Raw genomic sequence first — 13,248 nt, forward strand, 5'->3', positions numbered from 1 at the left:
GTCAGTTAGGGCCTCATCGCGAGCAATCGAACGTCGACCGGCTGCTCCTGCGAAAAGCAGCGCCAACCACTGTAGGAGCGGGCTTGCTCGCGACAGGTCGCGTGGCGACCGGCAAAATTCTACCGCCACCTCGCCCATTAGTTTAGAAAAATCTGAACTAACTATTTGCCGTCAGCGATTCTTCCCGGGCGGTGCCTTTCGCAGAATCGCCCCCCTGATAACCAAAATAAATGATGAGGCTTACCCGTGGACAAGATTCTTCACCAACCACTGGGCGGTAACGAAATGCCGCGCTTCGGCGGTATCGCCACCATGATGCGCCTCCCGCACCTGCAATCGGCCGCCGGCCTCGACGCCGCGTTTATCGGGATCCCGCTGGACATCGGCACCTCGCTGCGCGCCGGGACCCGTTTCGGTCCACGGGAAATCCGCGCCGAATCAGTGATGATCCGCCCGTACAACATGGCCACCGGAGCCGCGCCCTTCGACTCGCTGTCGGTGGCCGATATCGGCGATGTAGCGATCAACACCTTCAACCTGCTGGACGCCGTGCGTATCATCGAGGAAGCCTACGACGCCATCCTCGAACACCCGGTCGTCCCGCTGACCCTGGGCGGTGACCACACCATCACCCTGCCGATCCTGCGCGCTATCCACAAGAAGCACGGCAAGGTCGGCCTGGTACACATCGACGCCCACGCCGATGTCAACGATCACATGTTCGGCGAGAAGATCGCCCACGGCACCACCTTCCGCCGCGCCGTGGAAGAAGGCTTGCTGGACTGCGACCGGGTGGTACAGATCGGCCTGCGCGCCCAGGGCTACACCGCCGAAGACTTCAACTGGAGCCGCAAGCAGGGCTTCCGTGTGGTCCAGGCCGAAGAGTGCTGGCACAAATCCCTCGCCCCGCTGATGGCTGAAGTGCGCGAAAAAGTCGGCGGCGGCCCGGTGTATCTGAGCTTCGACATCGACGGCATCGACCCGGCCTGGGCGCCCGGTACCGGCACCCCGGAAATCGGCGGCCTGACCACCATCCAGGCGATCGAGATCGTCCGTGGTTGCCAGGGCCTCGACCTGGTCGGCTGCGACCTGGTGGAAGTCTCGCCACCCTACGACACCAGCGGCAACACCTCGCTGCTCGGCGCCAACCTGCTGTACGAGATGCTCTGCGTACTGCCCGGCGTGACCCACCGCTGAGGAGTCGCCATGAACCACCGTGACCAGGTACTCAAGGCGGCCGCCGAGCTGGTGGCCGCCTTCGCCGCCAACGATCGCGAAGCCTACTTCGCGGCCTTCAGCGAAGATGCCAGCTTCGTCTTCTACACCCTCGAACAGCCCCTGCTGTCACGCGACGCTTACCAGGCGTTGTGGGATAGCTGGCGTGCCGAGGATGGCTTCGAAGTGCTCGCGTGCACCTCAAGCAACGCTTTTGTCAGCCTGCAGGGCGACGTGGCGATATTCATTCATGACGTCGCCACCGAGCTGCGCATGCAAGGCGAGCTTCTCTTTAGCCAGGAGCGCGAAACCATTGTGTTTCGCCAACAACAAGAACGCGGCCGATGGCTGGCCTGCCACGAACACTTATCAGCGACACCCCAAGGACTGCCCTCCTCTTAGCCAACGCTGATAGCCCTCACAGAAGATGAGGACAGCGCAATGATCGGAGCGATCATGAATAAAAACAACAATGAAAAAAGCCTTAGCAACATCGAAACCAACGGGGTCGAACAGATCCCCGACCACGAACGCGATGCCCGACCCAGCGACCTGTTTCGCCTGATTTTCGGCGGTGCCAATACCTTTGCCACCGCCGTGCTCGGCAGCTTCCCGGTACTCTTCGGCCTGTCCTTCCAGGCCGGTGTCTGGGCGATCGTCCTGGGCGTGGTGCTCGGTGCGTTGATCCTCGCGCCCATGGGCCTGTTCGGGCCGATCAACGGCACCAACAACGCCGTGTCCTCCGGTGCGCACTTCGGTGTGCACGGGCGGATCGTCGGTTCGTTCCTGTCGTTGCTCACCGCCATCGCGTTCTTCTCGCTGTCGGTGTGGAGCTCGGGGGATGCGTTGATCGGTGGTGCCAAGCGTCTGATCGATATGCCTGAAACCGACCTGACCCTGGGCCTGGCCTATGGCCTGTTTGCGATCCTGGTGCTGACAGTGTGCATCTACGGCTTTCGCTTCATGCTGTGGGTCAACCGCATCGCCGTGTGGGCCGCAAGCCTGTTGTTCCTGCTCGGGATCTTCGCCTTTGCGCCGACTTTCGACAGCCACTTCGCCGGTACCGTGGCGATGGGACAGGCGGGGTTCTGGGCGGCCTTTATCGGCGCCGCGCTGGTGGCCATGAGCAACCCGATTTCCTTCGGCGCGTTCCTCGGTGACTGGTCGCGTTATATCCCCCGTGAAACCTCGAAAGCCCGGATCATGCTGGCGGTGATCGCGGCGCAGCTCGCCACCCTGATTCCGTTCCTGTTCGGCCTGGCGACCGCCACCATCGTCGCGATCAAGGCACCGGACTACATCACTGCGAACAACTACGTCGGTGGCCTGCTGGCCGTCTCGCCGACCTGGTTCTTCCTGCCGGTGTGCCTGATCGCGGTGATCGGCGGCATGTCCACCGGCACCACCTCGCTGTATGGCACCGGGCTGGACATGTCCAGCGTGTTCCCACGGCTGCTGTCGCGGGTCAGGGCAACCTTGCTGATCGGCGTGCTGTCGATTGCCTTCATCTTCATCGGACGCTTCGCGGCGAACCTGGTGCAGAGCGTGTCGACCTTCGCCGTGCTGATCATCACCTGCACCACCCCATGGATGGTGATCATGATCATCGGTTTGCTGGTGCGTCGTGGCTACTACTGCCCGGATGATCTGCAAGTCTTCACCCGCGGCGAAACCGGCGGTCGCTACTGGTTCAGCCACGGCTGGAACTGGCGCGGCCTCGGCGCCTGGATCCCCAGCGCGCTGGTGGGCCTGTGTTTCGTCAACCTGCCGGGGCAGTTCGTCGGCCCGCTGGGCAACCTGGCCGATGGCATCGACATCAGCCTGCCGATCACCCTCGGGCTGGCGTCGCTGATGTACCTGGCCCTGCTCAGCCTGTTCCCGGAAACGGCAGAGGTTTATGGACCGCTGGATGCGCGCAGCCAGGGTGGCAAAACGTTGAAGCCTGGAATGCGCCAGGCGGCCTGACCCTGTAGGAGCCAGCTTGCCGGCAATGAGGCCCCGGCGCCTTGCCGCGCATGCTTGGCCACCATCGCCGGCAAGCCGGCTCCCACAAAAACCAACGCGCTCAACTACCTATTGCTTCACCATAAAAAAGATAATCGGAGACACGCCTTCATGGCTTTGGATCTATTGGTTGTACTCATTTATGCCGCTGGCATGCTCGTGCTCGGTTACTACGGCATGCGCAAGGCCAAGACCCACGAAGACTACCTGGTGGCCGGGCGTAACCTGGGCCCGACGCTGTACATGGGCACCATGGCCGCCACGGTACTCGGTGGGGCATCCACCGTCGGCACCGTACGCCTGGGCTATGTCCACGGGATTTCCGGCTTCTGGCTCTGCGCCGCCCTGGGTTTCGGCATCATCGCGCTGAACCTGTTCCTCGCCAAACCGCTGCTGAAGCTGAAAATCTTCACCGTGACCCAGGTCCTGGAGAAACGCTACAACCCCATGGCCCGCCAGGCCAGTGCGGTGATCATGCTGGCCTACGCGCTGATGATCGGCGTGACCTCGATCCTCGCCATCGGCACCGTACTGCAAGTGCTGTTCAACCTGCCGTTCTGGCTCTCGGTGCTGCTGGGCGGCGGTGTGGTGGTGGTCTATTCGACCATCGGCGGCATGTGGTCGCTGACCCTGACCGACATCGTCCAGTTCGTGATCAAGACCGTGGGCCTGATGTTCATCCTGTTGCCGATCTGCCTCTACCGCGTCGGCGGCTGGGACCAACTGGTGAACAAGCTGCCGGCGAGCAGCTTCAGTTTCACCACCATCGGTTGGGACACCATCATCACCTACTTCCTGATCTACTTCTTCGGCATCCTGATCGGCCAGGACATCTGGCAACGGGTGTTCACCGCCAAGGATGAGAAAGTCGCGAAATATGCCGGCAGTGTCGCCGGGGTCTACTGCATCGCCTACGGCCTGGCCTGCGCCCTGATCGGCATGGCCGCCCATGTGCTGATTCCAGACCTGGCCAACGTCAACAACGCCTTTGCCGCCATCGTCAAGCAATCGCTGCCCGACGGCATTCGTGGCCTGGTGATCGCCGCAGCCCTGGCGGCCATGATGTCCACCGCCAGCGCCGGCCTGCTGGCCGCCTCCACCGTGCTGACCGAAGACCTGCTGCCGAAACTGCGTGGCGGCAAGCAGTCGAGCCTGGGGATCAACCGCCTGTTCACCTGCCTGACCGGGATCGTCGTGCTGGCTATCGCCCTGGTGGTCAGCGACGTGATCAGCGCCCTGACCCTGGCCTATAACCTGCTGGTGGGCGGCATGCTGATTCCACTGATCGGGGCGATTTTCTGGAAACGCGCCACCACCAGCGGCGCCATTACCAGCATGGCCCTGGGCTTCATCACCGCCCTGGTGTTCATGCTCAAGGACGGCCTGGATGCCAACACCCCGATCTACTACAGCCTGGCCATCGGCCTGATCAGCTTCGTCGTGGTCAGCCTGCTGCCTCCACGTCCGGCCAGCGTAGCCGCCAGCGCCATCTGACAGTGCAGTGACTTCAGCGGGGGCGACGTCGGTTGTCGCACCCGTTTTTTGCCTGTCCCCCGCGCTGAGCGGCCCTGCTCCCGCCCGGAAGGATGAACGGTCAAATCCCTCACAGAACTTGTGCTGTACTGGCCTATAGCGACTACTTTCTTGGTTAACAAGAAAGTACAAGGATCGCTAGCGTCAGCCCTGACAGCGATCGCCCTGCCCCAGGAAAGGGTCAAACAATAAGAAAACTTTCCCCGAGGCGTTTATGAACAGACTCGAGATTCATCCGCACAGCGGCCATTCCATCGCGGAGCAGTTGTCGTTGCAATGGCCGCAGGATCCCTCCCAGCCGCCAAAGCAACAGGGGAGACCGCAGGCATGAAAAGAGCCGATATTCGCAAGATCGTGCATGACTTTATCAGCCTGCGGCTCGACGACCCGCAGACATTCGCTGACGATCAGACCTTGCAGGCATTGGGATTGGACAAACAGGACATTGAAGACCTGATGTTCCATCTTGAAGATGAGTTTGATCTGACGGCGTTTACCGAAGAGGAAGACCGCTTGCTCAAGGAAGCGGTCACAGTCAACGACCTAAGTCGTTTCCTACAGAAAATCGCCCGACATTGAGCGACGCAAACGCCGCTGAACCGGGTTGCCCGCGAAGCCATGGGTAATCTGGAGGGGCGTTTCGCGGCGGTGCGGCGATCCGACCAGCCCCGCGCCCACACCGACCGCGTTATCCAGTCAGAAGACTGCGACCCACCCGCAGGCGCTTACCGACGTGGCTGACGGCGACGGCGATCATCGTCGGTACGAATAGGTACCGGCTGCAGCGGTGGTTCGATCAAGCCAAGGGCAACACCGAGGTCATGGAGCCAAGTTTGCAGTTTGTCTTTCATATAGCCCCCTTCAGGGTAATGCGAGCGACGGAGTTCTGTAGCCGCTTCACACAGATCATAGCCCTAAGTCCTACGCAATGCTGTCCCTTGCAGCAGGATCTTTGATTTAAATCATGGCAAAACGCTTCAAGCCGACGCACGGAACTCTTCGGCACTGTTTGCCAGCGGCAACAAGGCGTTTTTCTGCAGCTCGATCCAGGCCGCCAGATTGGCGCCGACCATCCCCTTGCGCCACATCAACCAGGTGGTGGCGCTGGCAAAAGGCTCGGCCAGTCGATGCACCGACACGCTTTCACGCCCTGGCAGGCTGGCCAGCATCGACTCGGACATCATCGCCACGCCGGAACCGGCGGTGACACAGGCGAGCATCCCGGGATAGGACTCGATCTCGATGGCCCGGCCCATGCTCGCGTGATAGTGGCCGAACCAGGCCTCCAGGCGCAGGCGGTAGGCACAGCCACGGCGAAAGGTGAAGACCGGCTGCCCCTGCACGTCCAGGGCACTGCGCACCGGCGGGTGATCGGCCGGGCAGATCAGCACCAGGGTTTCATCGCAGAACGCAATACCGTCGAGCCCGGCCAGTTGCAGCGGGCCATCCACCAGGGCGGCATCCAGGCGCCCGGAAACCACGCCCTCGAGCAATTCGCCGCTGGGCGCGGACTGCACCTGCAGGTTCACCTCGGGATAAGTACGGTGATAACGCGCCAGCATCGCCGGCAGGTAAATCGCCGCGGTGCTGTACATGGTGCCCAGCACGAAATCCCCCGCCGGCTGCCCGCCGCGCGTGGCGGCCTGGGCCTCGTCATGCAAGGCGAACAGCCGGCTCGAGTAATCGAGCAGGACCTTGCCGGCCGGAGACAGTTGCAGGCGCTGGCGCTCACGCAGGAACAGTTCGACCCCCAGTTGCTCCTCAAGCTGCTTGATCCGCGTGGACAGGTTCGACGGCACCCGGTGCAGGCGCTCGGCGGCGCGGGTGATGGAGCCCTCCTCGGCCACGGCCTGGAAGATCCGTAATTGGCTGAACTCCATGACCCTCTCCAAAAATGAACAAGTTACTCACTATTATTCATTTTTAAAGAAAGTCAATCAGTCCTAGCCTGACGGTCATCGCTCTCTGCCTGGAAATGACGCCATGTCCCCCCTGATTCGTCTGACCGCCTGCTTTGTCGCCCTGATGATGGCCATGGGGGTGGGCCGTTTCGCCCTGACCCCGCAATTGCCGCACCTGATCAGCGAGGGCCAGATCGACCTGACCGCCGGTGGCCTGATCGCCGCCGCCAATTACCTGGGCTACCTGCTGGGCGCGGTGGATGCCCTGTTCGCCCGGCGCGCGCAGCATGTTCGCCTGCGTCTGCTCGCCGGCCTGTGGTTATGCGTGCTGCTGACCCTGGCCTCTTCCTGGGCTCACGGGTTCTGGTCGCACTGGCTGCTGCGCTTCGGCACTGGAGTCGCGAGTGCCTGGGTGGTGGTCATGATCACCAGCCTGAGCCAGCCGCTGGCCCACGCCGCCGGGCGACCACGCCTGGGGGCCTGGGTGTTTGCCGGCCCCGGCCTGGGCATCATGCTCACCGGCCTGCTGGCGCTGGGTTCGAACCTGCGGGGACAGAACTCGTCGACCCTGTGGCTGGTGTACGCCGGCGTCGGCCTGCTGATGTTGCTGCTGATCCTGCCCTTCCTGCCGCTGCCGAATACCACGCCCGTGACCACCGCCACAGCCGCCCCCGTGGCCACGGACAGCGAGCAGCAGCCGATCGGTCATCTTGGCCTGCTCTATGCCCTGTATGGCCTGGGCTACATCATTCCGGCGACCTTTCTCTCGCAGATGGCCAATGCCCGCTTCCACGGGCAATGGCAGGCCGATCTGTTCTGGCCCAGCTTCGGCCTGGTCGCGGCCCTCGGCGTGGTGTTGGTGAGCCTGCGGCGCGCCAAACCCGACAGTACCCGGCGCTGGCTGATGGCGACCCTCTGGTTGCAGGCCGCCGGGGTCTTCGCCTGCCTGTTGTCGAGCGGTCTGGGGTTGGTGCTGGGGGTGATTCTCTGCGGCACGCCGTTCCTGGCCTGCATGCAGTTGGTCATGCAGCGCTCACGGGAACTGGCGCCTCACGCCACCCATCGCAATGCCGGGCTGCTGACCGCCTGCTTCGCCATCGGGCAACTCTGCGGGCCGCTGCTGGCAGCCTTGAGCAGCCACTTCAGCGGTGGCCTGCAAGCGGCCCTGATCGTGGCCGGCAGTGGCCTGGTGCTGGCGGGGTTGGTGGTGTTGCGGCCGGTACCGGCCGCGGTGCCAGGGGCGACGCTGGTGCAACGCTGATCATCGCAGGGCCGCAACACCGGGTTGCGGCAGGCAGGACAGCTGCGCTGTCCATCGCCGGCAAGCCGGCTCCTACAAGGATGCTGTTTCAACGCAAAATAACCTCAAGCTCGGTCCTGTAGGAGCCGGCTTGCTGGCGATGGCGTCAACTCGGGCAACACCACTCGTCGGGCCGGGCTCAGCTCAATTCGATGCGATCGGCATGGATCACAATCTGCCCTTGCTTGTAGAGCGCACCAATGGCCTTTTTGAAGTTGCCCTTGCTGACCCCGAACAAGCCACTGATCACGGTTGGATCGCTCTTGTCGCTGACCGCCAGCACACCGTTGTTTTCACGCAACTTGGCGAGGATCTTGCTGTTCAGGCTGCCGGAAGCTTCCTCGCCCACGGGTTGCAGGCTCAGGCTGATCTTGCCGTCGGGGCGAATCTCCTTGATAAAGCCTTTTTCTTCTTTGCCGGCTCGCAGGAACTTGAACACTTCGTTCTTGTGAATCAGGCCCCAGTGCTTGTTGTTGATGATCGCCTTGAAACCCATATCGGTCGCTTCAGCCACCAGCAGGTCGACTTCCTGGCCGAGCACGTAGCTCGCCGGAGTCTTGTCCAGGTAGCGATCCAGGCGGGCCGTGGCGGTGATACGACGGGTATGCTTGTCGAGGTAGACATGCACCACGCAATAGTCACCGGCGCTCAACTGGCGCTTCTCTTCGGAATACGGCAACAGCAGATCCTTGGGCAATCCCCAATCGAGGAATACACCGATACTGTTAACTTCCTTGACTTTAAGACTGGCGAATTCTCCGACTTGAACTTTGGGTTTTTCCGTGGTGGCAATCAACTTGTCAGCACTGTCCAGATAAATGAAAACATTGAGCCAGTCTTCATCTTCACTGGGAATATCCTTGGGGATATAACGGTTGGGCAGAAGAATCTCGCCGTCCGCGCCACCGTCCAGATACAAACCGAAATTAGTGTGTTTAACCACTTGCAAGCTGTTATAACGCCCGACTAAAGCCATTTCCAATACCCTCATTGCGTGGCTGGCATTCTACCCGAGTTTGACGGCGCTGTTTCACAGCGCTTGCCACCTGCTGAAAAGCCCTCTGCAAGGCTTGATTTTCAAGGGTTTGCCGACAAAAGCCTGGCCGTTCGTCAGACCGCCGGCGGCGCTCACCCTTGAAAACCTACCCTTTCGCGGAAAATATCGAGGCCTGGTTGCGAGTTAAAACAGTAGCTTAGCCAACAATAACAAGGCCTACGCGCAGCTATTGCGAACACCCCTTACCTTTGCACTGGATATTTATCAAGCAATTGTCAAGCCTTTCAGGTAGAATGATCGATCCAGTTAATATCTACACAGGTTAATGGCCGCCATGCGCGTAAAAGCATCGAACAGCAAAGCAAAGCCCGCTCCAGCCGTTGAAACCAGCGATTCGATCAACGAGCAAATTGCAGCTTTCCTGAAATCCGGCGGCGAAATCCAGCAAATTGCCAAGGGTGTCAGCGGCCAGACTTTCGGTCCGTCGAAACAGATCACCCTCGGCAAGAAGTAATTCCCTCCGCGCAACACCCAAGCCACTCTGCGCTTTGAACCTCAAGGCGCAGGGCTGAAGCGACACTCCCGCCCCCCGCTGCACACACCGCGCCGCTCGATCCGCGCGCGAGCCGCTGTGCGCGAGCATCCGCCTGTCGTCATCGCTGGTAACCATTACGCGATTGAACCACTGGCCGCATAAGCGTTCCATGGAGAAATGTCCTCAGCAGGATTCATCCATGTCGCACCGGCTGACCGCCCTCTTCTGGCTGCTGCTTCTGAGCCTGGCACTCGCTGCCTGCTCGCGGGTCAGCCTGGCCTACCGCAACCTCGATGTGATCATCCCCTGGACCCTTGGCGACTACGTGGACATGAACCGCGGGCAGAAGGACTGGTTCCGCGAGCGCCTCAAGGAGCACCTGCACTGGCATTGCACCACGCAATTACCGAACTACCTGGACTGGCTCGACCGCGTGCGGCAGATGGTCGAAACCCGTCAGGTCACCGATGCCAGCGTGCAGGCCCGCACCGACGAGGCCCGCCAGGCCATTGCCCAGGTGGCACGGGCCGTCACGCCTTCGGCGGTCGAACTGCTGCGGGGCCTGAGCGATCAACAAGTGGCCGAGATGAGCCAGGCCTTTGCCAAGGACCAGCGTGAGCATCGAGCACAATACGTGGAGCCACCCCTCGACGAACAGATCCGCAACCGCGCCGAGCGCATGAGCAAACGCCTCAAGGGCTGGCTGGGGCCATTGAGCCTGAGCCAGCAACAACGCATCACGGCCTGGTCCGCCAGCCTGGGGGAGCAGAACCGGCTCTGGGTGGCCAACCGGACGAACTGGCAGACGCAATTGAGTGAAGCCGTCGAACAGCGCCAGCGCGCGGACTTCGCGCAACGGATCGAACAGTTGCTGCAAGATCAGGACAGCCTGTGGACCGCCGAGTACCGTCAGGCCCACGAGCGCTCGGAGCGAGCCACTCGTAGCCTGTTGGTGGAGCTGATGGCCGAGAGCAACGCCGACCAGCAGGAGCGGCTGCTGAAGAAAATCGACGAAATGCGCCGGAACTTCTCGGAGCTCAAGTGCCTGAAAACCGCTCAGGCCAAGTAAAGAAAGACCTCCGCCTGGCAAGCCGGCTCTCACAGCGACCACGCGGATCAGCTGTTCCGGCAGGGGACACTGTTCCTCCCGTCCTCCCTAGAGGCTGTCGCTGGTGGAGAACCCTCCACCGCTCCCGGAGGAACTGGACGAGCTATCGGAATTGGAGCCGCCCGACGAACTGCTCCCGAAGAAGCCGCCTGAGCTACTGTGCGAGCGACTACCCCGACTGCTGCTCGGACTGGTAGTGCTGCGTGGGCTGGGGGCAACCTGGATGAACTGGCGACGGTTATCCACCTCACTCACCACCTGGGAGAGTGATATCGCGCCCTGCATGAACCCGACGAGCAGCCCATCAATATCCACATTCCGATAGTCGTAGCGGGAACTGATCAGCCCCCCCGACTGCAACGCACGCTCCAATTGCCGGGCTCGCTCATAGCTCTCCTCGACGTCCCGGCACTGCCGCTCCAGAGACGGCACGCGCAGCTGTAGCACTTCCAGCTCAGCGCGTAAATCACGCACCCTGCGCACCAGTTCGTCATCCTGCGAACCCTGGGTCTGTCCGGCCAGTTGCTCCAGGCTCACGTCCGTCATCTCGGCCAGTTGCCGGGACAACAGCTCGGACGCCTGGGCGAAAAACTCGTCGCGCTTGCTGGCATACGGCGCCAGACGCTGATGAATCATATTGGCCTGCGCCTTGCCCGCTTCCAACGCCTGCTGCGCTTGCCGCTGACGCTCCTGCAACAGCGGCATATCGCTGGCGGACAGGGCACTTTGATGCAGTCGCGCGCGCTCGGCCTCCTGGGCCGCGCGGTTCGCCCGACGCTCCTTGCCCAGCGCTTCATTGGCGCGCTGCATGGCCAGCAGCGTGCGCTCGGCGGCATTGTTCTGGGTGAAATTGCACAGACGCGCCACCCAACGGTCCAACCCACGCCAGACAAACTTGCCGACATAAGCATCGGTACCGAATCCGCGCTCGCGAAGGTAGACATAAAACCGGTCGGCCTGGAAGGCCTGGAGCTTGAGCCAGCACTCATCCCGCAGTTCCTTGTAGGACTGCTCGTCGGCAGCGCTGACCAAGGCGGCCTGTTGCTGGTAGCGGAGGTCTTGCTCGACTTGTTGATCGAGGCCGCCGGCCAAGGTCTCCAGTTCTTCGGCCAAGCTCGCCAGTGCCTGCAACTGCCCGGCAATGCCCTCCTCCACCTGCGTCAGGTCCTGACGCAGAGCGGCCTCGGCCTGCTCGCGCTGGTCGAGCAGGCGCTGGACCTCGGCGGAAAGCGGCGCAGCGCCGGACAACTGATAATTGGCAATATGCGGGAAGGCGTTGCCGATCCCCTGCTGCAGGCGCAACGCCTGATCGTGCGCGGCGGACAACTCAAGCTGCAGTTGGCGCAGCTGGGCCTCATGGTTCCGGGAGTTGTCACGTAGGGAGGCTTCTATGCGGCTCGCGTTCATTACCACTCCAGGATGTAATCAGGTTTGGTTTTGACCGGTCCTTTGACGAATGCAAAGGACAGCGAGTTGGCCGCCTTTTTCCCCATCAGGCGATCATCGACGAGGCCATCCGCCAGCTTGTCGTTCCGGGCCGCCTGATAGGTGGCCTGATTGACCCGCACGCCAAACATCGAGGCATAACGCCGCTCTCCGGTCTCGACGCTGCTGATCGGCAGCGCGACCACATTGCCCGCGGCGTCGAGCGCCTCGACCAGCAGGTACCAGCTCTTGCCTCCGGTCGGATCAAAATTGCGTTCAACCATCGATTTCTCACCGGTACGGCTGACCACTTCCAGGGTCAAGGGCGTCGCTGCTACCGTCCGCAGCTGCTCGACCTCCTTCAGGGCCTGCTCGGCAGCCGTTGCATTCAGGTCCTTGATGGCTTGGTCGACCTTGGCAAACAGTAGCTGGAACTGCTCGCCATCGGCCTGGCTCAAGCCCATCTTGCGCACCTGGTCCCGTGCGCCTTGCCATTGCGTGAACGAGGGCCTGATCGCGCTCGCTTGCGCATTCAGCGCATCCAACTGAGTCGCCAGCGCCTGCAAATCGGCACTGTCCTTCTTCAGACTATCGATCGCCGAGTCGACCCGTTGGGAGTCTTGCCCACGACTCTGCTCAGTGACCTGCAGCGGCAGCGTGACCTGCTCTACCGCGCGGGCCTTCTCCAGCACCGGCCCGGCCTGTTCGAGTAGCCGTTGTGTCGCGGGCATATTCGCAACCAGCGCGTCAGCCCCCAACGTGGAGAGCCGTTTTTCCAGTTGCTCGCGCAACCCGATATGGCCGGCAATCAGCTCCCGAGCCTGATCCACTCGAATCTGCGCACCGTGCACCGCTGCCCGAGCAAAAAAACCCGAGACCGGCGTTGCAATCAGCACCAGCCACAGGCCCACCCCCAGCACAGTCACCGTGGGCAGCAGCCAGCGACCGCGATTAATGTAGGCCCGCGCCAGCAACCTGGCCAACGCACCGATCGGCGCCGAAGCCTGATAAGTCAGGCGGTTGGCAAAAAAGTTGCGAACGCCCTCTTCGACCAGAGCGTCCTCCACCTCGACGCCCTTGGCCCGGTAAAACTCGCGAATCTGCTCGGCCACCCGCAGGCGATGCTTGGGCAGGTCCAGCTGTTTCTGCAGTTCGGCCTGGCTGAAACGCATCTCGTCGATCAGCGCCATGGCCCCCATCTGCTCGGTGAGGGAGACAAGGTTGCTCACT

The 13,248-nt window shown here is 62.0% G+C and carries 13 protein-coding genes; 8 read left to right on the forward strand and 5 right to left on the reverse strand.

What is annotated here, in order from left to right; translation table 11 throughout:
* Nucleotides 1–246: 246 nt before the first annotated feature.
* The 5 genes from speB (at nt 247) to AC07VG_RS07155 (ending at nt 5,331) form a co-directional block, all read left to right on the forward strand.
* Complete coding sequence (gene speB / locus AC07VG_RS07135; protein ID WP_494999716.1) at nt 247–1,197, forward strand: agmatinase; 951 nt, start codon at nt 247–249, stop codon at nt 1,195–1,197.
* A gap of 9 nt (nt 1,198–1,206) precedes the next feature.
* Nucleotides 1,207–1,617, forward strand: a complete 411-nt coding sequence (locus AC07VG_RS07140; protein ID WP_494999715.1) for a YybH family protein — start codon at nt 1,207–1,209, stop codon at nt 1,615–1,617.
* Between the two features lie 54 nt (nt 1,618–1,671).
* Entirely contained in the window at nt 1,672–3,180 is a 1,509-nt protein-coding gene (locus AC07VG_RS07145; RefSeq protein WP_495020740.1) for a purine-cytosine permease family protein, read from the forward strand.
* Between the two features lie 150 nt (nt 3,181–3,330).
* Entirely contained in the window at nt 3,331–4,713 is a 1,383-nt protein-coding gene (locus AC07VG_RS07150; RefSeq protein WP_494999713.1) for a sodium:solute symporter family protein, read from the forward strand.
* A gap of 366 nt (nt 4,714–5,079) precedes the next feature.
* Entirely contained in the window at nt 5,080–5,331 is a 252-nt protein-coding gene (locus AC07VG_RS07155; protein WP_495020741.1) for an acyl carrier protein, read from the forward strand.
* A 146-nt stretch (nt 5,332–5,477) separates the two neighbouring features.
* On the opposite strand, the gene AC07VG_RS07160 is transcribed toward AC07VG_RS07155, so the two are convergent.
* Together AC07VG_RS07160 and ptrR are read right to left on the reverse strand one after the other, a co-directional pair.
* On the reverse strand, nt 5,478–5,603 hold the full coding sequence (locus AC07VG_RS07160) for a PA1414 family protein (RefSeq protein ID WP_017903325.1): 126 nt from the start codon (nt 5,601–5,603) through the stop codon (nt 5,478–5,480).
* 126 nt (nt 5,604–5,729) lie between these two features.
* Nucleotides 5,730–6,632, reverse strand: a complete 903-nt coding sequence (gene ptrR, locus AC07VG_RS07165) for a putrescine utilization regulator PtrR (protein WP_494999711.1) — start codon at nt 6,630–6,632, stop codon at nt 5,730–5,732.
* A gap of 103 nt (nt 6,633–6,735) precedes the next feature.
* On the opposite strand from ptrR, the gene AC07VG_RS07170 reads away from it, so the two are divergent.
* Nucleotides 6,736–7,914 carry a YbfB/YjiJ family MFS transporter gene (locus AC07VG_RS07170; protein WP_495020742.1) on the forward strand — a complete coding sequence of 393 codons (1,179 nt, stop codon included), beginning with the start codon at nt 6,736–6,738 and terminating at the stop codon, nt 7,912–7,914.
* Between the two features lie 178 nt (nt 7,915–8,092).
* Here the strand turns inward: AC07VG_RS07170 and AC07VG_RS07175 are convergent, their stop codons facing one another.
* Nucleotides 8,093–8,929, reverse strand: a complete 837-nt coding sequence (locus AC07VG_RS07175; RefSeq protein ID WP_495020743.1) for a CvfB family protein — start codon at nt 8,927–8,929, stop codon at nt 8,093–8,095.
* A 346-nt stretch (nt 8,930–9,275) separates the two neighbouring features.
* Between AC07VG_RS07175 and AC07VG_RS07180 the strand changes: the two genes are divergently transcribed.
* Nucleotides 9,276–9,464 (forward strand): PFL_1563 family small protein, encoded by a 189-nt coding sequence (locus AC07VG_RS07180; protein WP_176987101.1) that lies wholly within the window; start codon nt 9,276–9,278, stop codon nt 9,462–9,464.
* Between the two features lie 220 nt (nt 9,465–9,684).
* Nucleotides 9,685–10,554 carry a DUF6279 family lipoprotein gene (locus AC07VG_RS07185; RefSeq protein ID WP_495020744.1) on the forward strand — a complete coding sequence of 290 codons (870 nt, stop codon included), beginning with the start codon at nt 9,685–9,687 and terminating at the stop codon, nt 10,552–10,554.
* An 87-nt stretch (nt 10,555–10,641) separates the two neighbouring features.
* On the opposite strand, the gene AC07VG_RS07190 is transcribed toward AC07VG_RS07185, so the two are convergent.
* Both AC07VG_RS07190 and AC07VG_RS07195 read right to left on the reverse strand, forming a co-directional pair.
* Nucleotides 10,642–12,000, reverse strand: coding sequence for a hypothetical protein (locus AC07VG_RS07190; protein WP_495020745.1), 1,359 nt, complete (start codon nt 11,998–12,000; stop codon nt 10,642–10,644).
* Nucleotides 12,000–13,247, reverse strand: a complete 1,248-nt coding sequence (locus tag AC07VG_RS07195; RefSeq protein WP_495020746.1) for a DUF6384 family protein — start codon at nt 13,245–13,247, stop codon at nt 12,000–12,002. The genes AC07VG_RS07190 and AC07VG_RS07195 overlap by 1 nt, the downstream gene beginning before the upstream one ends.
* Nucleotide 13,248 lies beyond the last annotated feature (1 nt).

The organism is Pseudomonas sp. GW821-FHT03C07 (assembly GCF_059420925.1).

Coding starts and splice junctions, on each gene's coding strand:
- AC07VG_RS07140 (WP_494999715.1), top strand. CDS start 1,207: ATGAACCACCGTGACCAGGTACTCAAGGCGGCCGCCGAGCTGGTGGCC.
- AC07VG_RS07145 (WP_495020740.1), top strand. CDS start 1,672: ATGAATAAAAACAACAATGAAAAAAGCCTTAGCAACATCGAAACCAAC.
- AC07VG_RS07150 (WP_494999713.1), top strand. CDS start 3,331: ATGGCTTTGGATCTATTGGTTGTACTCATTTATGCCGCTGGCATGCTC.
- AC07VG_RS07155 (WP_495020741.1), top strand. CDS start 5,080: ATGAAAAGAGCCGATATTCGCAAGATCGTGCATGACTTTATCAGCCTG.
- AC07VG_RS07160 (WP_017903325.1), bottom strand. CDS start 5,603: ATGAAAGACAAACTGCAAACTTGGCTCCATGACCTCGGTGTTGCCCTT.
- ptrR (WP_494999711.1), bottom strand. CDS start 6,632: ATGGAGTTCAGCCAATTACGGATCTTCCAGGCCGTGGCCGAGGAGGGC.
- AC07VG_RS07170 (WP_495020742.1), top strand. CDS start 6,736: ATGTCCCCCCTGATTCGTCTGACCGCCTGCTTTGTCGCCCTGATGATG.
- AC07VG_RS07175 (WP_495020743.1), bottom strand. CDS start 8,929: ATGGCTTTAGTCGGGCGTTATAACAGCTTGCAAGTGGTTAAACACACT.
- AC07VG_RS07180 (WP_176987101.1), top strand. CDS start 9,276: ATGGCCGCCATGCGCGTAAAAGCATCGAACAGCAAAGCAAAGCCCGCT.
- AC07VG_RS07185 (WP_495020744.1), top strand. CDS start 9,685: ATGTCGCACCGGCTGACCGCCCTCTTCTGGCTGCTGCTTCTGAGCCTG.
- AC07VG_RS07190 (WP_495020745.1), bottom strand. CDS start 12,000: ATGAACGCGAGCCGCATAGAAGCCTCCCTACGTGACAACTCCCGGAAC.